At 71.5% G+C, this 20,860-nt stretch carries 23 protein-coding genes; 11 read left to right on the top strand and 12 right to left on the bottom strand.

Annotation, left to right across the window (positions count from 1 at the left end):
• Window positions 1-69: 69 nt before the first annotated feature.
• Genes cydC through ACIBHX_RS18780 form a run of 4 tightly spaced genes read right to left on the bottom strand, consistent with a single transcriptional unit; the run spans window position 70 to window position 5,343 of the window.
• Window positions 70-1,752 carry a thiol reductant ABC exporter subunit CydC gene (gene cydC, locus ACIBHX_RS18795; protein ID WP_397068379.1) on the bottom strand — a complete coding sequence of 561 codons (1,683 nt, stop codon included), beginning with the start codon at window positions 1,750-1,752 and terminating at the stop codon, window positions 70-72.
• Window positions 1,749-3,404, bottom strand: coding sequence for a thiol reductant ABC exporter subunit CydD (gene cydD / locus ACIBHX_RS18790; protein WP_397068378.1), 1,656 nt, complete (start codon window positions 3,402-3,404; stop codon window positions 1,749-1,751). The genes cydC and cydD overlap by 4 nt, the downstream gene beginning before the upstream one ends.
• Before the next feature lie 6 nt (window positions 3,405-3,410).
• Complete coding sequence (locus tag ACIBHX_RS18785) at window positions 3,411-4,166, bottom strand: cytochrome d ubiquinol oxidase subunit II (protein WP_397068377.1); 756 nt, start codon at window positions 4,164-4,166, stop codon at window positions 3,411-3,413.
• A 10-nt stretch (window positions 4,167-4,176) separates the two neighbouring features.
• Window positions 4,177-5,343, bottom strand: a complete 1,167-nt coding sequence (locus tag ACIBHX_RS18780) for a cytochrome ubiquinol oxidase subunit I (protein ID WP_397068376.1) — start codon at window positions 5,341-5,343, stop codon at window positions 4,177-4,179.
• 73 nt (window positions 5,344-5,416) lie between these two features.
• Here ACIBHX_RS18780 and ACIBHX_RS18775 point away from each other — a divergent pair, with 73 nt between their 5' ends.
• Window positions 5,417-5,752, top strand: coding sequence for a PadR family transcriptional regulator (locus ACIBHX_RS18775; RefSeq protein ID WP_397068375.1), 336 nt, complete (start codon window positions 5,417-5,419; stop codon window positions 5,750-5,752).
• Here ACIBHX_RS18775 and ACIBHX_RS18770 read toward each other — a convergent pair.
• Window positions 5,736-6,395: a permease prefix domain 1-containing protein gene (locus ACIBHX_RS18770; protein WP_397068374.1), complete on the bottom strand. Its 660-nt coding sequence runs from the start codon at window positions 6,393-6,395 to the stop codon at window positions 5,736-5,738. The two genes, ACIBHX_RS18775 and ACIBHX_RS18770, sit on opposite strands and share 17 nt — an antisense overlap.
• A 94-nt stretch (window positions 6,396-6,489) precedes the next feature.
• Here ACIBHX_RS18770 and ACIBHX_RS18765 point away from each other — a divergent pair, with 94 nt between their 5' ends.
• From ACIBHX_RS18765 to ACIBHX_RS18740, 6 genes are all read left to right on the top strand, one after another.
• Window positions 6,490-6,843, top strand: a complete 354-nt coding sequence (locus ACIBHX_RS18765) for a VOC family protein (protein ID WP_397068373.1) — start codon at window positions 6,490-6,492, stop codon at window positions 6,841-6,843.
• A gap of 10 nt (window positions 6,844-6,853) precedes the next feature.
• Window positions 6,854-7,171: an ArsR/SmtB family transcription factor gene (locus ACIBHX_RS18760; RefSeq protein WP_397068372.1), complete on the top strand. Its 318-nt coding sequence runs from the start codon at window positions 6,854-6,856 to the stop codon at window positions 7,169-7,171.
• A complete protein-coding gene (locus ACIBHX_RS18755) occupies window positions 7,164-7,598 on the top strand; it encodes an SRPBCC domain-containing protein (protein WP_397068371.1) in 435 nt (144 codons plus the stop codon). The genes ACIBHX_RS18760 and ACIBHX_RS18755 overlap by 8 nt, the downstream gene beginning before the upstream one ends.
• 191 nt (window positions 7,599-7,789) lie before the next feature.
• Entirely contained in the window at window positions 7,790-9,115 is a 1,326-nt protein-coding gene (locus ACIBHX_RS18750) for a class II 3-deoxy-7-phosphoheptulonate synthase (RefSeq protein WP_397068370.1), read from the top strand.
• 12 nt (window positions 9,116-9,127) lie between these two features.
• Window positions 9,128-9,526: a hypothetical protein gene (locus tag ACIBHX_RS18745; protein ID WP_397068369.1), complete on the top strand. Its 399-nt coding sequence runs from the start codon at window positions 9,128-9,130 to the stop codon at window positions 9,524-9,526.
• Window positions 9,484-9,738 (top strand): hypothetical protein, encoded by a 255-nt coding sequence (locus ACIBHX_RS18740; RefSeq protein WP_397068368.1) that lies wholly within the window; start codon window positions 9,484-9,486, stop codon window positions 9,736-9,738. Before ACIBHX_RS18745 ends, ACIBHX_RS18740 begins: the two co-directional genes overlap by 43 nt.
• 119 nt (window positions 9,739-9,857) lie before the next feature.
• On the opposite strand, the gene trxA is transcribed toward ACIBHX_RS18740, so the two are convergent.
• Together trxA and ACIBHX_RS18730 are read right to left on the bottom strand one after the other, a co-directional pair.
• Window positions 9,858-10,241 (bottom strand): thioredoxin, encoded by a 384-nt coding sequence (trxA, locus tag ACIBHX_RS18735; protein WP_397068367.1) that lies wholly within the window; start codon window positions 10,239-10,241, stop codon window positions 9,858-9,860.
• 634 nt (window positions 10,242-10,875) lie between these two features.
• A complete protein-coding gene (locus ACIBHX_RS18730; RefSeq protein ID WP_397068366.1) occupies window positions 10,876-12,525 on the bottom strand; it encodes an ExeM/NucH family extracellular endonuclease in 1,650 nt (549 codons plus the stop codon).
• Between the two features lie 106 nt (window positions 12,526-12,631).
• Between ACIBHX_RS18730 and ACIBHX_RS18725 the strand changes: the two genes are divergently transcribed.
• Entirely contained in the window at window positions 12,632-14,014 is a 1,383-nt protein-coding gene (locus tag ACIBHX_RS18725) for a pentapeptide repeat-containing protein (protein ID WP_397068365.1), read from the top strand.
• A 19-nt stretch (window positions 14,015-14,033) separates the two neighbouring features.
• Here ACIBHX_RS18725 and ACIBHX_RS18720 read toward each other — a convergent pair whose 3' ends face one another.
• The 3 genes from ACIBHX_RS18720 to ACIBHX_RS18710 are packed head-to-tail and all read right to left on the bottom strand — an operon-like array spanning window position 14,034 to window position 15,687.
• A complete protein-coding gene (locus ACIBHX_RS18720) occupies window positions 14,034-14,963 on the bottom strand; it encodes an NAD(P)-dependent oxidoreductase (protein ID WP_397068364.1) in 930 nt (309 codons plus the stop codon).
• A complete protein-coding gene (locus ACIBHX_RS18715) occupies window positions 14,896-15,486 on the bottom strand; it encodes a TetR family transcriptional regulator (RefSeq protein ID WP_397068363.1) in 591 nt (196 codons plus the stop codon). The genes ACIBHX_RS18720 and ACIBHX_RS18715 overlap by 68 nt, the downstream gene beginning before the upstream one ends.
• 30 nt (window positions 15,487-15,516) lie before the next feature.
• Complete coding sequence (locus tag ACIBHX_RS18710) at window positions 15,517-15,687, bottom strand: hypothetical protein (protein ID WP_397068362.1); 171 nt, start codon at window positions 15,685-15,687, stop codon at window positions 15,517-15,519.
• Window positions 15,688-15,779: 92 nt separating this feature from the next.
• On the opposite strand from ACIBHX_RS18710, the gene ACIBHX_RS18705 reads away from it, so the two are divergent.
• A complete protein-coding gene (locus tag ACIBHX_RS18705; RefSeq protein ID WP_397068361.1) occupies window positions 15,780-16,178 on the top strand; it encodes a carboxymuconolactone decarboxylase family protein in 399 nt (132 codons plus the stop codon).
• Between the two features lie 118 nt (window positions 16,179-16,296).
• Window positions 16,297-17,538: a S8 family serine peptidase gene (locus ACIBHX_RS18700; protein ID WP_397068360.1), complete on the top strand. Its 1,242-nt coding sequence runs from the start codon at window positions 16,297-16,299 to the stop codon at window positions 17,536-17,538.
• Between the two features lie 172 nt (window positions 17,539-17,710).
• Here ACIBHX_RS18700 and ACIBHX_RS18695 read toward each other — a convergent pair whose 3' ends face one another.
• On the bottom strand, window positions 17,711-18,916 hold the full coding sequence (locus ACIBHX_RS18695; protein ID WP_397068359.1) for an FAD-dependent oxidoreductase: 1,206 nt from the start codon (window positions 18,914-18,916) through the stop codon (window positions 17,711-17,713).
• 171 nt (window positions 18,917-19,087) lie between these two features.
• Between ACIBHX_RS18695 and ACIBHX_RS18690 the strand changes: the two genes are divergently transcribed.
• Window positions 19,088-19,912: an anti-sigma factor domain-containing protein gene (locus ACIBHX_RS18690; protein ID WP_397068358.1), complete on the top strand. Its 825-nt coding sequence runs from the start codon at window positions 19,088-19,090 to the stop codon at window positions 19,910-19,912.
• Here the strand turns inward: ACIBHX_RS18690 and ACIBHX_RS18685 are convergent.
• Window positions 19,859-20,830 carry a LysR family transcriptional regulator gene (locus tag ACIBHX_RS18685; protein WP_397068357.1) on the bottom strand — a complete coding sequence of 324 codons (972 nt, stop codon included), beginning with the start codon at window positions 20,828-20,830 and terminating at the stop codon, window positions 19,859-19,861. The genes ACIBHX_RS18690 and ACIBHX_RS18685 overlap by 54 nt on opposite strands.
• Between the last annotated feature and the right edge of the window lie 30 nt (window positions 20,831-20,860).

Here is a 20,860-nt window from a genome sequence, read left to right as displayed (position 1 = left end):
ACCTCCTCAAACTGGTTTGCAATATAAACCTGACTGCATCGCAAACTCAAACCGGGAGGTACCGGGAGGTCACCGCCGGGTCAGGACCTCGGATTCCCACAGGTCGCGGTAGTAGCCGGGGACGGCCACGAGCTCGTCGTGCCGCCCGCGCTGGATCACCTGACCGTCCTCCAGCACGATGATCTCGTCGACCTGCTCCAGCCCCTTGAGCCGGTGCGTGACCAGCAGCGTCGTGCGGTCGTGCGTCACGTCGAGCAGGTCGGCCATCAGCGCGTCGGCGGTCTGCTCGTCCAGCGCCTCGGCGGGCTCGTCGAGCAGCAGGACCGGCGGGTCGTACAGCAGCGCGCGGGCCAGCGCCAGCCGCTGCAGCTGCCCGCCGGACACGGTCCTGCCGTCCTCGCCCAACTGCGCGTCCCATCCGGTCCGCTCGACCCACCTGTCCAGGCGGGCATCCCGTACGGCTGCCGCCAGCCCGCCGTCGCCGGCCTCGGGCCCCGCCAGGCGCAGGTTGTCCTTGAGCGTGGTCTGGAAGATGTACGGGTCCTGCGTGAGCCCGGTCATCAGCGTCCGGACGTCGTCCGAGTCGAGCGCCCGGGCATCGACCCCATTGATCCGGATATTTCCGGACTCGGGCTCGACGAGGCGCATCAGGGCGGCCAGGATCGTGCTCTTCCCCGCTCCGCTCGGCCCGACGATCGCCACCCGCTTGCCCGGCGTCAGCGTGAGCGACACCCCGTCCACGGCGAGCGTCTCGGCGTGCCGTACGACCAGGTCCTGGACCTCGACCGTGAGCGGCGCGGCGGGAACGGCGGCCGGGGCGGCGGGCTCGGTGACAGCGGCGGGGACGGAGCCGATCTCGCGCAGGCGGCGCAGCGCGGCGGTGATCCCGGCCAGCCGCTCGCCCGCGGCGGCCAGCGGCAGCACCGGCTCGAAGGAGACCAGCGCGGTCAGCGCCAGCACCGCGGTGGCCACGGTGTCGGCCTTCATGGTCTGGGCGAGCAGCACGATCGCGGCCACGGTGAGGCCCTGGAGCAGGGTGCCGCCGCCGAGGGCGAGCGCGTGCACGCGGGCCTGGCGCTTCTCCAGCGCGGCCAGCGCGGCGTCGGCGTCCATGGCCTGGGCCTCGGCCCGGTCGGTGGCGCCGTAGGCGGTCAGGTCGGCCGAGCCGTGCACCAGGTCGGCCACCCGGGCGGCCAGCGCGGCGCGGGCGGGCGCGATCCTGGACGCCCAGCGGCGCGCGGCGGCCGCGGTGAGCGCGGGCAGCAGCAACCCGGCCAGGGTCAGCCCGGCCAGCAGCACCAGCGCGGCGGCCGGCAGCACCGACAGGGCGATCCCGACCGCGGCCAGTCCCGCGATCAGCGCGGCCGAGGCGGGCAGCAGGCACCGCACCAGCAGGTCCTGGGCCGCCTCGGTGTCGTCGACCATCCGGCTGAGCAGGTCGGCGCCGCCTTCGCGGGGCTGCCTGGGCGGGATGAGCGCCTGGTAGAGGCGTTCGCGGGTGCCGGCCTGTGCGCGCAGCGCGACGTCGTGGCCGGTGAGGCGCTCGGCGTAGCGGAAGACGCCCTTGCTGGTGGCGAACGCCCTGGTCGCCACGATCGCCACGCTCAGCGCGGCCAGCGGCGGCTGCTCGGCGGCCCGCGTGATCAGCCACGCGGCCGCAGCGATCAGGCCGAGCCCGGCCAGATCGGCGGCCGCCCCGGCCAGCACGGCCCAGACCAGCCGCCGCCCCATCCCCTTCAGCAGGCCCTTCATGCCGTCCTCCCCGCGGTCGTGCCGGAGACCACACGGCCCTCATGGATGCGGATCACGCGGTCCGCCAGGTCGATCATGGCGGGCCGGTGGGCCACGATGACGGCGGTGCGGCCGTTGGCCAGGGCCTTGGTGGCTTCGACGACGGCGGCTTCGCTGCGGCCGTCCAGGCGCGCGGTGGGCTCGTCGAGCAGCAGCACCGAGGTGTCCGGGCGGCAGAACGCCCTGGCCAGGGCGATGCGCTGGCGCTGGCCCGCCGACAGGTTCGCGCCGCGCTCGCCGACCACGGTGTCGTAGCCGCCGGGCAGGGCCTGGATGAAGCCGTCGGCGTGGGCGGCCGCGGAGGCCTGCCGTACCGACTCCAGGGAGGCTGAGGGGTCGCCGAGGCGGATGTTGTCCAGGACGGACGTGGTGAACAGGTGCGGCCGCTGCGGGACGAACGCCAGCCTGGCCCGCCAGGAGTCCAGGTCGAGCGTGGTCAGGTCGACGCCGTCGACCAGCACCCGGCCCCGCGACGGCGTGACGAAGCCGAGGATCAGGTGCAGGAGCGTGCTCTTGCCGCCACCGCTCTCGCCCACCAGCGCCACCCGCTCGCCGGGCGAGATCGTCAGCGAGACGTCCTCCAGGGCGGGGGAGTCGCGGTCGGGGTACTGGACGGTCACGTTCTCCAGCCGGATCTCGGGCGTGCCCGCGGGGCTCGGCAGCGTCCCCTCCTCCCGCGGCGCGGAGGCGTCCAGGACGGCGAAGGCGGCGTCGGCCGCGGCCACGCCCTCCATCGAGGCGTGGAAGCGGGTGCCCATCATGCGCAGCGGCAGGTAGGCCTCCGGGGCGAGCAGCAGCACCAGCAGCCCGGTGGTCAGGTCGAGCGAGCCGCTCAGCAGCCGCAGCCCGATCGGCACCGCCACCAGCGCCAGCGACAGCGACGCGCACAGCTCGAGCACCAGCGACGACAGGAACGCCACCCGCAGCGTGCGCATCGTGGCCGAGCGGTGCGCGTCGGCCACCTGCCTGATCACCTCGGCCTGGAAGCGGGCCCGGCCGAAGGCGCGCAGCGTGGGCAGCCCGCGCACCACGTCGAGGAAGTGCCCGCCGAGCCGTGACAGCGCGCGGAACTGCCGCTCGGTCACGGTCTTGGTGGTCATGCCCACCAGCGCGCCGAAGACCGGGATCAGCGGCAGCGTGACCAGCACGATCAGCGCGCTGGTCAGGTCCGCGGCGAACAGCCTGATCAGCACGGCGAGCGGCACCACCGCGGCCACCGCGATCGAGGGCAGGTAGCCGGTCAGGTACGCATCCAGCCGGTCCAGGCCCCGCCCGGCGAGCGTGACCAGCTCGCCGGAGCGGTGCCCTGCCAATCGGGCCGGACCCAGCTCGCCGAGCCTGCCGAGCAGCCGCCCGCGCAGCGCCGACTTCACGCCGGTGGCGGTGCGTCCCGCGAACACCCCCTGCGTCCAGGCCAGCAGCGCCCGCACGCCCACCACGGCCGCCAGCCCCGCCAGCGCCACGGCGGTGAACCTGCCGGACAGCACCCCGGCAAGCAGTTCCGCCTGCACCAGGATCAGCAGGCCCGCCAGCACGGCCGCGGCCAGCGTCACCATCAGGTGGCGTCGCACCGACTGCTCGGCCCGCATGAGCCGCAGAAGATCTTTATGCACGTGCCCTCAGAAGAACGACGGTGTCCGGACGGCGCCCCTTCCGAAGGTGCGCCATACCCATACTTGCGCGATGAGCACGATGGGCGCGAACGGCAACACCATGACACTGAGCACATTCAGCGTCGCCGCCGGCGCGCTGTGGCCCATCAGGTACGGCGCGGCCGCGGCGAGCACCACCAGCGCGGGAGCCGCCGCCAGCACCGCGGAGACCAGCAGGGCCTTGCGGGACCGGTCGGCTCCCAGGCCGAGGAAGCCGGGCAGCCGCCAGCCCAGGAACGTCCACCCGTGGAAGGCGAACAGCCCGGTCGTGACCAGCCCGCTCATCAACGCGACGGGCCAGGCGGCCAACCCGGTGGCCACGCCGTACAGCGCCACGCCCCAGCCGAAGGCCAGCCCCAGCGAGCCGAGCGCGATCATCCAGGTCCAGAACCGCTGCCAGCCGGGCCCGTCGATCCTACGGCGGAACCACAGCCCGGCGTCGCGCAGGATCCAGCCGACCAGCATGCCCACCACGACCGGGTAGAGCCCGAACAGCACCTTGCCCTCGAGCATCGGGTAGACGCCGAACAACGCGCCCGCCGTCGCGACCAGCCACACCTCGTTGGCCAGCACGAACGGCGCGATCGAGGCGATCATGCGGTCCTTGTCGGCCTTCGTCTCGCCCAGGAACGGCAGCAGCAGCCCCACCCCCAGGTCGAACCCCTCCAGCGCGAAGTATCCGCCGAGCAGCACCGCGAACAGGATGAACCACACCGCTTGCATCGTGAACCTCCTAGTAGCTCAGCGCGGGGGAGCGCGGCTCGTCGGCGGCGGCGCCCAGCGCGAGGTTCGCGGGGCCGCGCCGTACCAGCCGCGCGATGAGCAGGTAGTCGACGACCGCGAGGAGCCCGAGCACGCCCACGAAGCCGACCAGCGAGACCATGACCATGCCCGGGGTGAGCCCCGGCGTCATCGCGTCGGCCACGGAGAGCTTCTTCCACACCATCCACGGCTGCCGCCCCAGCTCCCTGGCCAGCCAGCCGAGGATCGACAGCGCGAACGGCACCGGCGTCAGCGCGATCAGCATCGGGTGCGTCCAACGCCAGCGCGGCAGGAAGTACACCAGCGGCAGCATGAACAGGATCACCACGAGTATGAGCAGCTCGCCCACGGTCGTCATGATCTCCAGCGGCACGACACCGAGCGAGCCCTTCTTGAACTTGCCCTCCTGTAGCCCGCCGAACTGCGCGAATCCGGCGCCCACGGCCACGAAGAGGCCGATCGCCGCGGTGAGCACGCCCGTCCGCATGGACTTGGTGAAGAAGACCGTCTCCCGGGTACGGCGGCGCAGCTGGTACGCGCTCGCGCCCACCATCACCATCCCGCCGGTGAAGACGGCCGCCCCGATCACGTGCGGGAAGGAGGCCACCAGCGTCGAGTTCGTCAGCAGCGCGCCGAAGTCGGTCAGCTGGAGCCGGTCGCCCACCTGCACGGCGCCCACCGGATTCTGCAGGAAGGAGTTGGCGACCATGACGTAGAAGGCGCTGGCGTAGGCCGTCAGCGTCACCAGCCAGATGCACGCCAGGTGCAGCCACTTGGGCAGCCGCCCCCAGCCGAAGATCCACAATCCCAGGAACGTGGATTCCAGGAAGAAGGCCACCATCGTCTCCATCGCCAGCGGCGCGCCGAACACGTCGCCCGCGTAGTGCGACAGGCCCGACCACGACAGGCCGAACTGGAACTCCATCACCAGCCCCGTGACGATGCCCATCGCGTAGTTGACGACGTAGATCTGCCCCCAGAACCGTGTCAGGCCCTGGTGGAGCCGGCTGCCCGTGAGCACCCAGCGGGTGTTCAGTAACGCCACCATCGGCGCCAGGCCCAGCGTGAGCACGACGAACAGGAAGTGCAGGCTTCCCGTCGCCGCGAACTGCAACCGCGCCAGGTCGAGTACGTCCATCGCGTCACCCCGTCTTTAGTGTGTCTGCCTACATGTAGGTAGCCTACATGTAGGGGCGCTATAGGATGCACACATGAATTCGGATGCGCTCCGCGGGCACATGGACGCCCTGCTGCTGTCGGTGGTGGAGCACGCGCCGCTGCACGGCTACGCCATCATCGAGGCGTTGCAGGAGCGCAGCGGGGGAGCGCTGAGCGTGCCGACGGGCACGGTGTATCCCGCGCTGCGCAGGCTGGAGCGGATTGGGTTCCTGGCCAGCGAGTGGGCCACGGTGGGCGGGCGCAGGCGGCGCACCTACCGGCTGACCGACTCCGGCAGGAAGCACCTGGCGGGCGAGCGGTCGGCCTGGGCCGAATTCGCCGCGGTGATCGGGAACGTGCTGGGGCCGGAGGTCACGCCGTCCGGCTGATGCGCATGCAGCGCACAGCGCCGTAGAGCTGCATGCCCCAGAAGGCGCACGTGATCAGGTTCGCCAGCAGCGCGGGCAGGAAGGTCGAGACGTTCGGCGGCACGCCGGGGCCGTTCGACAGCAGGTAGCTGAGCCCGCCGATGGTCGGCATCATCACCCACACCAGGACCCCCAGTGACCGCGTCACCAGATGCGGCCTGCGGATCCAGCGGGCGCCCCTGGCCAGGGCCAGCAGGGCCAGCCCGCCGTACAGGCCGGTGGCCAGTTGCAGGACGTCGACCAGGCGGGAGACCAGTGTGTACCAGCTCGGCTTGTGCGCCCACGCCACCGGGTCGGCAGGGAAGATGCGCCAGACCACCGACCACATGATCACGGTGATCGGCACGCTGATGAACAGCAGCAGCCCCAGGCGCCGCCCTGCGCAGGCGGTCAGCTCGTTCTGGTAGCCGGGCGCGATCTCGGCCACGGCGCCGAACTCTTCGACCGCGAGGCGCTCGGCCTCCGGCCGGTCGAGCCCCTCGGCCTCCAGCGCCTCGGCGGCGTCGGCCAGGCTGTCGCGGGCCTCGACGACCAGGTCGCGCTTGGGGCCCTCCGGTCCTGAAAGGGCGCGCCCGAGATCGGTCACGTAGTCGTCGATCAACATGCGAACAAGTCTACGGAGAGCGGGCTCCGGGATCTATCCGGGATTTCCCCGAGGTGCTTGATGTGTAGGAATTTTCCTACGTATAGTGTCCGGCATGTACATCTCTTCCATCGCCGCGCTGACCGTGCCCGTGGCCGACCAGGATCAGGCTCTGGCCTTCTACACCGACGTGCTCGGGTTCGAGGTACGGACAGACAACCCGTTCCCGCACGGCCGCTGGCTCACCGTCGCGCCCAAGGGGTGCGAGACCACCTTGCTGCTGGCCTCCTGGTTCCCCGACAAGCAGCCGCTCGGCGGGACCGTCCTGTTCTCCTCCGACATCGACGGGCTCGCCGCCAGGCTCCGCGACAACGGAGTGGACTTCGAGGGGCCCACCGACGAGGCCTGGGGCCGCCAGCTGCTCTTCCACGACCCGTTCGGCAACGGGTACGCGGTCTCCCAGACGTAGGATCTGCGGTGTGACCGCTGATCACGTGTTCACCGCGCTGGCCAGCCCAGCGCGGCGGGAACTCCTGCGCCTGCTGCGCGAGGAGGGAGCCCAGCCCGCCGGGCGCCTGGCCGAGCGCTTCGACATGAGCCGGCCCAGCGTCTCCGAGCACCTCAAGGTGCTCAAGGACGCCGGGCTGGTCGCCGAGACCCGGCACGGCAGGGAGCGGCACTACCGGCTGGAGGCGGCGCCCCTCCTGGAGATCCGCGACTGGCTCACGCCCTACGAGCGCTTCTGGCGCGAGAAGCTGGCCGACCTCGACAGCCTGCTGGACTCGCTGGATGACTGACGATCCGCGCGCCATCCGGCTCGACCAGTACCTGGCGCACCCGCCCGCCAAGGTGTGGCGGGCGCTCACCGAGCCCGAGCTCATGGCGCGCTGGCTGATGCCCAACGACTTCAGGGCCGAGGTCGGTCACCGCTTCACCTTCACCACCCATCCGCGGCCCGGTGTGGGATTCGACGGGATCGTGTACTGCCAGGTGCTCGAGCTGGTCCCGGAGAAGCTGCTCAAGATCAGCTGGCATGACGGCGGGAAGGCCGACTGGACGGTCACCTGGCGCCTCGAGCCGGAGGGCAAGGGGACCCGGCTCTTCCTCGACCACGAGGGTTTCGACCCGGACGACCCGCTGCAGCAGATGTCGCGGCGCATCATGGGCGGCGGCTGGCGCTCCCGCCACTTCCGCGCCATCGAGCGCATCCTCACCGATCTCTGACCGCGCGGTTTCTTTTGCCAGGCTTTTGCGCTGTCGCCGCCTCTCCGGCTCTGGCCAGCGGCCCGGTGTGGGCTGTTCGTGTGACGCGGTGAGGTTCTGGTCAACTCCGGGAGTGTCAAGGGAAAAGTGCGTTCTCAATCCGTGGACACCGAAGAGGTTGTTCGGCCCGCGGTGGCATACCCTCGTATGCCGTGAGCAACCTCGATTCCTGGCGTACCCTCCCGACGGCACAGCAGCCCACGTGGCCCGACCCGGGTGAGCTCGAGAAGGTCGTCGCCGAGCTCGGCGGCCTGCCTCCTCTCGTCTTCGCGGGCGAGTGCGACCAGCTGAAGGAGCAACTGGCCGCCGTGGCCCGGGGCGAGGCCTTCGTGCTGCAGGGCGGCGACTGCGCCGAGACGTTCGCCGGGGCGACCGCCGACAACGTGCGCAACAAGCTGAAGACGCTGCTGCAGATGGCGATCGTGCTCACCTACGCCGGCCGGGTGCCGGTGGTGAAGATCGGACGGCTGGCCGGCCAGTTCGCCAAGCCGCGCTCCAAGCCGTCGGAGACCCGCGAGGGGATCGAGCTGCCCGCCTACCGGGGCGACATGGTCAACGGGTTCGACTTCACCCCCGAGTCGCGCAGGCCCGACCCGTGGCGGCTGCTGAAGGCATACCACTCCTCGGCTGTCACGCTCAACCTGGCCAGGGCCTTCACCAAGGGCGGCTACGCCGACCTGCGCCAGGTCCACGCCTGGAACCAGGACTTCGTGGCCGAGTCGCCCGCCGGGCGCCGCTACGAGCAGCTGGCCAGGGAGATCGACCAGGCGCTCGCTTTCATGCGGGCCTGCGGGGCCGACCCCGAGGAGTTCCACACGGTGGAGTTCTACTCCTCGCACGAGGCGCTGATCCTGGACTACGACCGGGCGCTCACGCGCATCGACTCCCGCACCGGCCGGCCGTACGATGTGTCCGCCCATATGGTGTGGATCGGCGAGCGCACGCGGCAGTTGGACGGGGCGCACGTCGAGTTCTTCTCGCGCATCCGCAACCCGATCGGCGTCAAGCTGGGCCCCACGACCACGACGGACGAGGCGCTGGCCCTCATCGACAAGCTCAACCCCGACAACGAGCCTGGGCGGCTGACGTTCATCACCCGGATGGGCGCCTCCAAGATCCGTGAGCACCTGCCGACGCTGGTCAAGGAGGTCACCGCGTCGGGCGCGCAGATCGCGTGGGTGTGCGACCCGATGCACGGCAACACCTTCGAGGCGCCCAGCGGCCACAAGACGCGGCGGCTTGACGACGTGCTCGACGAGGTGGCGGGCTTCTTCGAGGTGCACCGCTCGCTCGGCACGCACCCCGGCGGGATCCACATCGAGTTCACCGGCGACGACGTCACGGAGTGCGTGGGCGGCGGGCAGGAGATCGCCGAGGACGACCTGGCGCTGCGCTACGAGACCGCCTGCGACCCGCGACTCAACCGCGGACAGTCGCTCGATCTGGCATTCCGGGTGGCAGAGCTCTACCGGGGGTGATCCAATCGGCCGGTGGGCTTACGTGACAAACGAGTCATCGGCTGGCTGAGCGGCGAGTTCCTGTCGAACCTCGGCGACCAGTTCTACCTCGTCGCGGTCACCTATTTCGCCACCCTGACAGCCGGTGCCCGCGGCGCCGCCCTGGTGCTGACCGTGGGAACCCTGCCGAAGATCGTCCTGATGCTCTTCGGCGGCGCCTTCGTGGACCGCCTCGGGCCACGGCTGCTCATGGTCGGCAGCGACGCCGTCAGGACCGCGCTGGCCGCGGGCCTGGCGGTCTCGGGTTCGGGACCCGGCTGGCGGGCTCGGCGCTGCTGGTCGTCGTGGCGGGGGCGGTCGCCGGGATGCTGGGGTCGATCTTCATACCGGTGTTGCAGGCCAATGCCGAGCGGGAGTATCTCGGGCGGGTGATGAGCCTGATGTCGATCGCGCTGCAGGGGCTCGTGGCGTTCTCGTTCGCGGTGACCGGGGTGCTCATCGACGGGCTGGGCCTGGCGGCGACGATGACGGCGGCGGGTGGCCTGGTGGCGCTGACCGCCGTGGTGGCGCTGGGGAGCCGGGAGCTGCGGCGGGCGCGGGTGCCGGGAGGCGCCGCAGATGCTGTACCCGAGGCGATGGAGTGAAGCGGACCCAGGGCCGAGCGGACCACGGCCGTGTCAGGCTCGGTGTGTCTCGCGACGGCCCGGCGCCATCCCCGTGACAGTCGAAAGCCCCGCGGAGCGAGCGGGGCCCGGAAACCAGGTCAGTTGTTGCTCTGCTGCTCGGCCTGCTTCAGCTCTTCGGCCAGCTCGGCACGAATAGAGTCCATGTCGAGTGCCTTGACCTGGCTGATCAGGTCCTCGAGCGCCGGCGCGGGAATCGCTCCCGGCTGGGCATAAACCACGATGCCGTCGCGGATGGCCATCAGCGTCGGGATCGAGTTGATGTCGAACCCCTGAGCCAGCGCCTGCTCAGCATCGGTGTCGATCTTGCCGAACGTGACGTCCTGGTGCGTCTCCGACGCCTTCTCGAAGATCGGCCCGAACATCCGGCACGGGCCACACCATTCGGCCCAGAAGTCGAGCAGGACGATCCCCTTGTCGGCGATGTCGTTGAAGTTCTTCTCGGTTACTTCGATGGTCGCCACAAGTGGCTCCTCATATCGTCGTTGAAGTTGCAACGGTGTCAACCAGCTACCCCGCCACAGCATTCCACGTTCCCGCTCTGGACGCGTCCTCACGTGCGGCGCAACAGAACGTTCCTCTTGCGGCGACCTCCGTGATGATTTGTTACGGCGACCCTGCTGCCATACGGCGAGTCTTCTGCTGTACGGCGAGGCCGCCGCCACCGGCCGCCCGCCGCACTCCGGCCGAGGGCCCGCGCCCGGCGCTTCCGGCGAGTCGAGGACGCTCACCCGCCGTCACGGCGATTCCTGACCCAGGCACCACGGTCCCCCTGGCCCGCCGCACAAGGCGCCGGCCGACCGCCGCACGCCCTCTCGCCGACCCCGGCGCGGTAAGCACGCGGGCCCCACGGCTCTCGTGCTCCCAGCTCCGGCTTTCCCCGGCGCCGGGTCGGCGAAGGGCGGCGCCCTGTGCGGCGGGAAACCTCGGACCGCGGGACGTGGATCCCGTGCGTCGTAGCGGCGGCCCGCCACGCATCACCGGAGGAGCGTCTCCCCGGACAGGGCCCAGCCGAAGTGCGGCGGGTGGCGCAAGGGCGGCCTGCCGTACAAGAGAAAGACCCTAACGAACAAGAGATAGACACCGTACGAGGAAGACTCATCGGCCGGGGAGGTTGAGGCCGATCAGGAGCGGGTCGTGGTCGGAGGCGCGGAAGGCGTCGGGCTGGTAGAGGGCGGGCGGGTTGTACTCGGTGTTGTAGTCGAGGATGCGGGGCTCGTCGGAGTTGATGTGCCAGATCGTGGCGCCCGTCACGCGCTTGGACAGCTGGTGGCCCGCGAGGGCGTGGTCGAGCTCACCCGCCAGCCCGTCGAACAGGAAGCTGTAGCGCTGCGGCGCCGGCACGAAGCGCTTGGTGAGGCTGGCCAGGCCGCCCTGCTCCAGCGTGTGGATGGGGTCCTCCTCGCCGTAGGCGTTCAGGTCGCCGAGCACGAGCGGGTTGGGCAGGTCGGCGAGCAGCCCGAGCACGGCCTGGGCCTGCTTGACGCGGGTGGGGTTCCAGCAGCTCTGCCCGTCGCCCTGGTCGGCGTCGGGGCCGCTGGAGGGGCAGCTGCCCTTGGACTTGAAGTGGTTGACCACCATGGTGAACGGCTGGCCGCCCCCCGACCTGCGGAACGTCTGGATCAGCGGCGGCCGGCTGAAGACCGCGTCCTGCGACGACCTGGCCTCGCCGACGGGCGACAGGACGGCCTTCTTGTAGATGATCGAGACCTGGATGGCGTCCGTGCCCGGGTACGGGTGCTTGATCGCGGCGTAGCCTGAGCCGAGCGCGTCGAGCAGGGCCTGCACCGAGGCGCCGCCGTTGTTCTCGACCTCCATGAGCGCGACCGCGTCGGCGTCCAGCCCCTTGAGCGCGGCCACCAGCTTGGCCAGCTGCCGCTTCAGCTCCTCGGCGTTGCTCGCGCCGCGCGAGCCGAGCGTGGTGAACCAGTTCAGCGTGTTCATGCTGGCCACCCGGACGTTCCCGCCGACCGCGGCGGGCTTGTCGGGACGCGGGTTCGTCTTCTGGTAGTCGATCGGCCTGGTGGGCTCCAGCCGGTAGCTGCCGAACCCGTAGCCGAGCACGCCGGTGATCGCGGTCGCCGAGTCGCCGGTCCGCACGATCGGCGGCAGCGTCGCCGGGTTCTCCCTGGTCGATCCGTCGTCGACGAGCAGGCTGCCCTGGTGGGCCGGCACGCCTGGCCGGTCCGTCGGCTGGAACAGCCGCCCGCCCTCCGAGAGCGTGACCTCGCCGAAGCGGCCCAGGTTGTAGTGCTCGGTGACGGTCAGCGGCTGCGGGAAGGTCAGCAGCATGTCCTCCACCGACTCCTCCACGGGCAGCTTGTACGGCAGGGCCGCTACGGCACCGGTGCCGCACACGTCGACCGCGGAGACGGGCGACAGCTCGGTCAGCCCGTTGAACTCCGTCACCTTCCCCGTGACGAGGACCCGGTCGCCCGCCTTCACGTCCTTGACCGACTCGCGGGCGAAGGCGAACAGCCCCTCCGAGGTCTTCGGGTCGGAATCGGGTTTCGGATCCTGCAGGAAGAATCCGCTCAGCTGGTCGCTCTTCTGGAAGTCACCGGTGACCACGCCCTCGACCCTGACGGTCTGCCCGGCCAGCGGGCTGGCCTCGCCGCTGCCCTGGACCTGCGAGATCCGCTGGGTGGGCGGGGTGTCGCAGGAGGTCGCGGGGGCCGCGTGGGCCGGGGTGGCGGCGAGGGCGGACAGGACGAGTGCGGCAATGGTTGCCCGGGGTAAAACGCGCATGACGGGCACTTTAGAGGTTTTAGTGCGTGCATTTTTCGCTATAAAAGTGGATAGAGCATTAAATTATCGAACCTTGACAGCGCGGCTTTGCGGGTATGACGACAGCATGGACTGGGTCACCTGCGCGCATTCGGCTGCCTGCACAGGAATCGCTCGCCAGCCGTACGGTCTCTGCCTGTCACACCTTCCGCCCGAGCACCTCGACCAGGAGCTCGCGGAGATGTCCTCCGGCCGCCTGCTCGATCTGCGCGGGACCACGCTGACCGGCGACCTGCTGGCCCGCGTGCTCGAGGCCACCGGCAATCGCCCTGGCCGGGCCAGGCTCGACCGGGTGCGCTTTACCGGCGACGTCCGGTTAGCGGGAGTGACGTTCGCCGGTGACGTCACCCTGGACGAGGCCAGGTTCGACCGGCTCGCCTCGTTCTTCGGCGCCCGCTTCGAGGGGAACGTGTCGCTGGCCGGAGCCCGCTTCGCCCGCGAGCTGTCCTTCCACGGGGTGCGGGTGCGCGGCCACGTGCGGCTGGACCGGGCGGTGATGGCCCGCGACGCGCTGTTCAGCCAGGCCGTGTTCGGCCACGGGCTGTCGTGCGAGCGGGCGCGCTTCGACGGCTACGCCACCTTCGACGGGGCGCGGCTCGGCGGGGCCGCCTTCCGCGGCGCCCGGTTCGGGCGTACCGTTTCCTTCCGCAAGGTCGCCGGGTCGGCCTGGTTCGACGGCGCTCACTTCGCCGCCGACGCCTACCTGTCGGGCACCGGACGCTTCTCGGCCGCCCGGTGCCGCGCGGACGGCGTCCTGGACCTGTCCGTCCAGGATTGCGGCGTCGACCTGCGCAGGATCGACGTGACCGGGACGACCACGATCAGGCTCGCCGACTCGCACGCCGACCTGGAGGGCGCGGTGCTGCGCGGCCACGCCGTCGTGAAGGGACGCGGGCGGGCCATGGTGAGCTCGCTGCGCCACGTCGAGGCGCCCAGCATGGAACTCGTCGCCCTCGACCTGTCGGCCTGCCGCTTCGCCGGGCTGGCGCATCCGGCCGGGGTGCGGCTGCGCGACTGCACGTTCGCTCTCACGCCGCGCGGTGTGCGGGTCAGCTTGCGCTGGCCGATGCTGCGCTGGTTCTCCCGGCGCCGCGCGCTGGCCGACGAGCACGGCCTGCGCGGCTGGAGCGCCGCCGACTCCGCCGCCGCGGCCGACCGCCAGGCCACCGCCGACCGGCTGGCCACCCTCTACGCCGAGTTACGGCCCCACGTCGACGACTCGGGCACTTCGGCCGACTTCGCCTTCGCCGCGATGGAGATGCGCCGCCAGGCGAGCCGCCGCTGGTGGCTGTCCCTGTCCTGGCTGCTGTGGGGGTACGGCATGCGCCTGGGGAGGGCGGCGGGGTGGGCCGCCCTCATTGCGGCGATCACCGGGGGAGCGCTCCTGTGGACCTCCACCTCCCACGCCGCGCCCCGGGCCTCCCACCCGCGATCCGCCATCCACAGCTGACCAGGCCGGCCGTAAGGGGTCAGCCGGGGAAGCTGGCGAAGTAGCCGTCCACCATGTCCTCCTCGCCGTGGCCCAGGGCCTCGGCGCGGCGGAAGCGGTCGCCGGCGGCGCGGGCCAGGTCCACCACGACGCCCGCCTGCTCGGCGGCCTCGGCGATGAGTCGCGTGTCCTTCTCGGCGTTGCTGACCGAGAAGGACGGCGTGAAGTCGCCCTCGCTGACGGCCTTGAGCTTGGCCTGCAGGTAGGGGCTGTCCATCGGCCCGCCGGTGATCACCTCGCGGAACTGCGCGAGGTCGACCCCGAGGCCCTTGGCCAGCCCGAGAACCTCCGCCAGCACCGAGGTGAGCGCGATGCCGAAGCCGACCGTGGTGAGTTTGAGCCGGGTGGCCGCGCCGACGTCGCCCACCCACAGCGTCTTGCTGCCGACCGCGGAGAAGACCGAGTCGAGCCGCGGGTCGGCCGGCCCGCCGGCCAGGACGACCAGCGTCCCCGCCTCGGCGGGCTGACGGGTGCCCTGCACGGGCGCGTCCACGAACACCAGGCCGTGCTCGCGCGCGAACTCGGCGAGCCGTTCGATGGCGACCACGCCGACCGTGCTCATCTGCGCCCACACCTGCCCGGCTCGCAGCCCGGGAGCGGCGGCTTCAATGGCGCGCCGGACGGCGTCGCCGTCGTTCAGCATGGTGATCACGACGTCGGCGCCCGCCACGGCCTCCGCGGGGTCGCCGGCCAGCGTGGCGCCGTCGGCCTCCAGCGACTGCGCCTTCTCCTTGGTACGGTTCCACACCCGCAGGTCGTGGCCGGCCTTGAGCAGGTTGCGGCCCATGGCGGCGCCCATGATCCCGGTGCCGAGCAGTGCGACGGTGGTCATCTCGAAACTCCTAATCTTTAACGGGCAGTACAGATAGGGCCAGGTCGACGACCGCGACCAGGCGGCGCCTGTCAGCACCCGCCTTGCCGAGGACGCGCACACCCTGCACGGTCGTGACGACCAGGTCGGCCAGCGAGGTCACGTCCGTGCCCGGCGGCAGCTCGCCCTCGTCGCGGGCGCGGCGCAGCACCGCGGTGACCGATTCGGCCTGCCGGTCCAGTGCCTGTCCCACTACCCGCGCGGCCATCGGATCATGCGGCAGCCGCTCGGTCGCGGTGTTGGTGATCAGGCAGCCGCGCCGTTCCGGATCCAGCACGGTGGCGTCCACCAGGGCGAGCAGCAGGCCGCGCAGGATCTCGCGGACCGGTGCGACGCGCTCGAGCCGCGCCGTGTTGGCCGCGCCCGAGCGCTCGGCGTAGCGGGTCAGCGCGGCCTCGTACAGGCCCTGCTTGCTGCCGAAGGCGGCATACAGCGAGCCGCGCCCGACCCCGGTCGCCTCCACCAGGTCGTGGATGGAGGTCGCCGCGTAGCCCTTGCGCCAGAAGACGCCCATCGCGGCCTCGACGGCCGCCTCGGTGTCGAACTCCCTCGTCCTGGCCATGCGACCACTCTACCAAGTTATCTGGAACGCTCAGTCAGGTATGCCTACGAGCTTGACCAGGAAGCGCTCGACCTGCTCCTCCAGCGGCTCCCACGGGCGATCGGGCCGGTTGAGCCGCATCGAAACCGCGCCGTGCACGGCCACCCGCAGGTCGAGCGAGGCCGTGGCGGCGTCGCCCTTCCCAGCGAGCCCGGCGTCCATGCAGCGCTGGTGCCGACGACCTGCGGGAGCTGCTGCGCTTCATCGCCTACGACAGCGGCTACCCGGCCGCGCGGGCGGCGCTGGCCAGGCTGGTGGAGATCGAGAAGGAGTACGGCCTGCCGCAGCCGACCGGCCAGGGACGCGACCTGAACCTCGCGGGGACGGGCAGCCCGATCCCGGCGCAGGTCAGGGACGAGGTGCGCGCGCTCGACGAGCGCTTCGGCGACTACATGGACCTGCAGCCGCGGATGCGGGCGGGCATGAGCCTGCTCGCCGTCAGGGAGCGGGCGTTCGCCACGATCACGGTGGACGTGCTGTTCCAGACGCTGGAGGAGAGCCTGCGGGTGCACGTCGCGCCCGCCCTGTCGGCCGGTGCCTCGCCGGAGGCGGTCCGCGCGGTCGTCCGCTTCTCGGCCCGCTTCGGCATGACCAAGGCGTGGCGCGCCCTGCACGTCCTCGACGGCATCCTGGCCGCGAGCACCCCGTCATGACCCCGTCGTTTGGCGACACGCCCACGGTTGTGCCGAGATCGCGGGCGCGCACGGCCTAAGCTGCGGAAAGTCCCCCCTTTTGAGTGGGGGGAGAATTCTCTTGGTACGTCGTCATCACATGCTCGTGGTCGTCGCCTTGGCGCTGGCGGCCGGGTGCTCATCGAGCGGGAAGCCCGCAGACCAGCCCGGACAACAGCAGGCAGCAGCCCCGGACCGGAAGTCCTGCCAGAGCGAGACGCACACGGCCTGCTACACCTTCGGCCAGGTGCGCGCCGCCTACGGCATCGACGCGCTCCAGCGCCAGGGCATCACCGGCAAGGGCAAGACCATCGCGATCCTGGCGCCGCTCGGCGCGCCGCACCTGCGGGCCGACCTGGAGACCGCGAGCACCCAGCTGGGCCTGCCCAAGCCCAACCTGAAGATCGTCGAGCAGAAGCCGGCGCACGGCAAGGCGCCGAAGATGAACTGGAAGGACGAGGAGATGGCGGGCATGGCCCGCGAGGCCACCGTGGACGTGCAGGCCGCGCACGCCATGGCCCCCGAGGCCGGCCTGCTCCTCTACCAGGTGGACACCACCGCCGAGGCGGACGACTTCGACGACATCCTCAGAGGCCTGAAGCGGATCATCGACAAGCGCATGGCCGACGTCGTGTCGATCAGCTTCGGGCTCCCCGAAGGCGGCGCCAAGGATGCCGCCGCCAGGATCAAGCGGGGACACAGCGTGCTGGTCGACGCGGCCCACCGCGGCATCACGGTGGTCGCGGCGGCCGGCGACAGCGGCGTGTACGACAACAGCTCCGGCAAGCAGGTGCGCTCCGTCGACTGGCCGGCCAGCGACCCCCTCGTCACCGCGGTCGGCGGGACCCGTCTCGAACTCGACGACGCCGGCAAGCGGCTCAAGCCCGACACCGTGTGGAGCGACGACGGCGGCGCCTCCGGCGGCGGCCTGTCGTCCGTCTTCACCCGGCCCGCCTACCAGCACACCGTCGCCGCCGTCGCCACGGGCCGGCGCGCCGTGCCCGACGTCTCGCTCAGCGCGGCCGGGGACCGCAGCACGATGGCCTACCTCACCGATGACAAGGCCGCTTCCTGGTGGCCGGTGTACGGCACGAGCCTGGCGACGCCCATGTTCGCCGGTGTCGTCGCGCTGGCCGCCCAGCACGCGGGCAAGCGGCTCGGCTCGATCAACCCAGCCCTGTACGACCTGGCCAACGCGCACAACGCCGGGATCGTCGACATCACCACGGGGACGAACGGCAAGCACGGGCATCCGGCCCGGCCCGGATACGACCTCGCCTCGGGCCTGGGCACGGTGAACGCCGCCACCCTCGTCCCCGCCCTCGCCACCTACTCCGGCTAGGCCCCGCCACGGGCGTACGGCACGGCACCAACCACGATCCACACCAGCGCCCCGCCGTACGCCCACCCACCCCCCAAACCTCGCCTCCTCCGCACGCCTCCCCCCAGCCCCGCGCTCCCTCCCAAGCACCACCCCAGCCTCCGCCGCCTTCGTTGTCGTACCGGCGGCGGGGTCAGGTTGGGCGGGGAGGTGGGGTGGTGACGTGTTCGGGGCGGATGCCGGTGCCTACGAAGCGGCGGACCAGGGGGCTGAGGATGGGGATGCGGGACAGGTTGGGCGGGATGCGGGGGGTTTTGAGTTTGTTCTCCAGGGCGGGGCTGATGACCCGGTTCTGGACCGTGCGCTGCGCGAACTGCGTCACCCGCGTGGGAAGCATGCGGCGTTTCTGCAGCAGGTGGAGCGTCGACTCGGGGATCGGCGCGCCCGACCGCAGTGACCCGGCGAGCAGGTTGGCGGTGGCGACCGCGTCCTGGACGGCGAGGTTGATGCCGACCCCGAACACCGGCGACATGGCGTGCGCCGCGTCCCCGATGCACAGGAATCCGGGCCTGTGCCAGCGCCGCAGCCGGTTGAGCGCGACCGTCAGCATGCTGACGTCGTCGTAGGACCTGATCTCGTCGATGCGTCCCGCGAGGAACGGCAGCAGCTCCGCCACCGGCTGCCTGAACGCCTCGATGCCCTGGTCCCGCAGCCGCGAGTAGCCGCCCTTGGGGATCACGTAGGCCAGCTGCCAGTACGTCTCCCGGTTGATCGCCACCATGAGGTGCCCGGTCGACAGCCGCAGGAACGTCTCGTCAGGGTCGGAGTCCTCGCGCGGCAGCCGGAACCACAGCGCGTCCATCGGCGCACCCAGCTCCTGGGGCACGAGCCCGGCGGCGGCCCGCAGCGTGGAGTGCCGCCCGTCGGCCGCCACGGTCAGGTCCGCCCGGATCTCATGCTCTCCCGACTTGTCGCGATACCTGACGCCCTTGACCGCGCCGTCCGAGCGAATCAGGTCGTACGCCTCCGCCTCCATCAGAAGGCGGAATGTCGGGTACTTGGAAGCGGCCGACGTGACCAGGGTGAGGAAGTCCCACTGCGGCGCGAACGCGATGTAGTTGTAGCGCCCCGGCAGCGGCCGCAGGTCGGCGAGCGTCACCTTGCCCTGGTCGGCCACCAGATCCACCTGGTAGGCCTTCCTGTGCGGGATCTTCATGAACTCCTCGGCCAGCCCGATCTCGTCGAGCACCTGCAGTGTCGAGGGATGGATCGTGTCCCCACGGAAGTCGCGCAGGAAGTCCGCGTGCTTCTCCAGCAGCGTCACCTCGACGCCCGCCCTGGCAAGCAGCAGCGCCAGCACGGCGCCTGCGGGCCCACCGCCCGCGATCACACAAGTCATAATTCATCACCTGATGAGATTCTCGCACATGTGGGGAAATGAGCAAAGTCCCCGGCATCCGGCGAGTCCGACGCACCGAAGTACAGACGTGAGCACCCTCCGGATACCCCAGCAGGCGCCGCCGAACCCGGGTGCTCCCGACGCTCCGAACCGCCTCCCGGGAGCCGTCCCATGACCGACGAACCTCACGCTCTCTCCGGCGCCTACGCCGTGCACGCCCTGCCCGCCGCCGAGGGCAAGGCGTTCGAGCGCCACCTGGCGAGCTGTCCCGCCTGCGCGGCCGAGGTCCGTGCGCTGCGCGAGACCGCCGCCCGCCTCGCCCTGCCCACCGCCCAGCCCCCACCCCCCACCCTCCGCGCACGCCTGCTCGCAGCCGCCCGCGAAATCACCACCCGCGAGTCCGCCGATCGAGAGGTACGGCAGGCGGCCGGGGATCCTGAGCCGGGGGACGTCACGGTCTGGCACGGCGGTGGCGGGGGCACGGTCGTCCTGCTCCCCGAGATCCCGGTGACCCCGGAACCCGGCGTGGCCACGCTGCGACCGCGCCGCCGTACCCGGGTGCTGGCAGGACTGGCGGCGGTGTCAGCGGCGGCGGCGGTGCTGCTCGGCGTCCTCGCCGTCCAGGCCAGGCACGAGCTGAGCGACCTGGCCAGACGCGACGACACGATGCTCGCCCTGCTGGCAGCCCCGGACGCCGAGACGATCACCCAGCCCGTCACCGGCGGCGGCACCGCGTCGGTCCTGCTGTCCAGGACGCGGGGCGGCATGGTCTTCACCGCCGCGAACCTGCCCAGGCCGCCCGCCTCGAGGGTCTACGAACTGTGGCTGATGGGCCCGGCGGGAGCCAGGCCGGCCGGGCTGGTCGCGGCGGGCGACGTGCTGATCCTGCGCCCGGCGGGAGACGACGCCAGGATCGGCCTCACCGTCGAACCCGCGGGCGGGTCAAAGCGGCCGACCACCCAGCCCGTCATGCTCGCCGACCTGCCCGCCGCGTGAGCCCAGCCACGCGGCGTAGGCGGGGCTGCGCCGGGCGACCGAGGCGTGCGCCGCGCGGGCGGCCTCGAGCAGCGCGGGCGCGTGGGCGGCGAGCGAGGGCCGCCAGATGAGCACCTGCCGCATCCACAGCGGATCCCCGCGCAACGGCAGCACCGCCACCCGCTCGCCCGGCTCGTAGTGCGCCTGGCAGGCCGACACGGCGTGCCCCGATCCGATCAGCTCCCTGCGTACCCCGGCCTCCACCAGCTGGTAGCGCGCCCGCGGCGCGAACCCGGCCCGCTCGCAGGCCTCCAGCAGGTGCTCGGGCCACCCCATCCCGTCCGACGGCGGCACCACCCACGGCTCGCTCGCCAGATCGGCCAGCTCCAGCTCCTCCCGTACGGCGAGCGGATGGGAGGCGGGCACGGCGACGAACACCGGCTCGACCGCCACCACCCCCATGCCGAAGGACGGGTTGGGCCGCAGCTCGTGATCCGGATAGTCGGCCACCAGCGCCACGTCGAGCCGCCCGTTGGCCACCATGTCCACCAGCACCCGGACGAAGTGCTCGGTCTGCAGCGTGATCCGCGCCTCGGGCAGCGCGGCGGCCAGCCGGTCGACCAGCGGCACCACGACGGGATGCTCGAAGCTGCCCGCCCTGATCTGCTTGCCCGCCAGCTCGTCGGGCCCCGCCGCCAGCAGGTCGTCCACCCCGGCCAGCACCACGCGAGCCCTGGCCAGCACGAACTCGCCGAACGCGGTCGCCGCCACGCCGCGGTGGTCCCGGGTGAAGACGGCGCCGCCGAGCAGACGCTCGATCCGGCGCAGCTGGGCGGTGAGCGCGGGCTGGGAGACGCCGAGCGCGGCTGCGGCCTTGGTGACGCTGCCCTGGTCGGCGATGGCCCGCAGCGTCCTCAGGTGCCTCAGCTCCAGCTGCACGCCGCCGAAGGTATCACGCCCGAGTTATAC

Origin of the sequence: Nonomuraea sp. NPDC050536 (assembly GCF_044457685.1) — a bacterium.
Classification (GTDB): domain Bacteria; phylum Actinomycetota; class Actinomycetes; order Streptosporangiales; family Streptosporangiaceae; genus Nonomuraea.
This window is presented reverse-complemented; position numbering and strand designations above follow the sequence as displayed.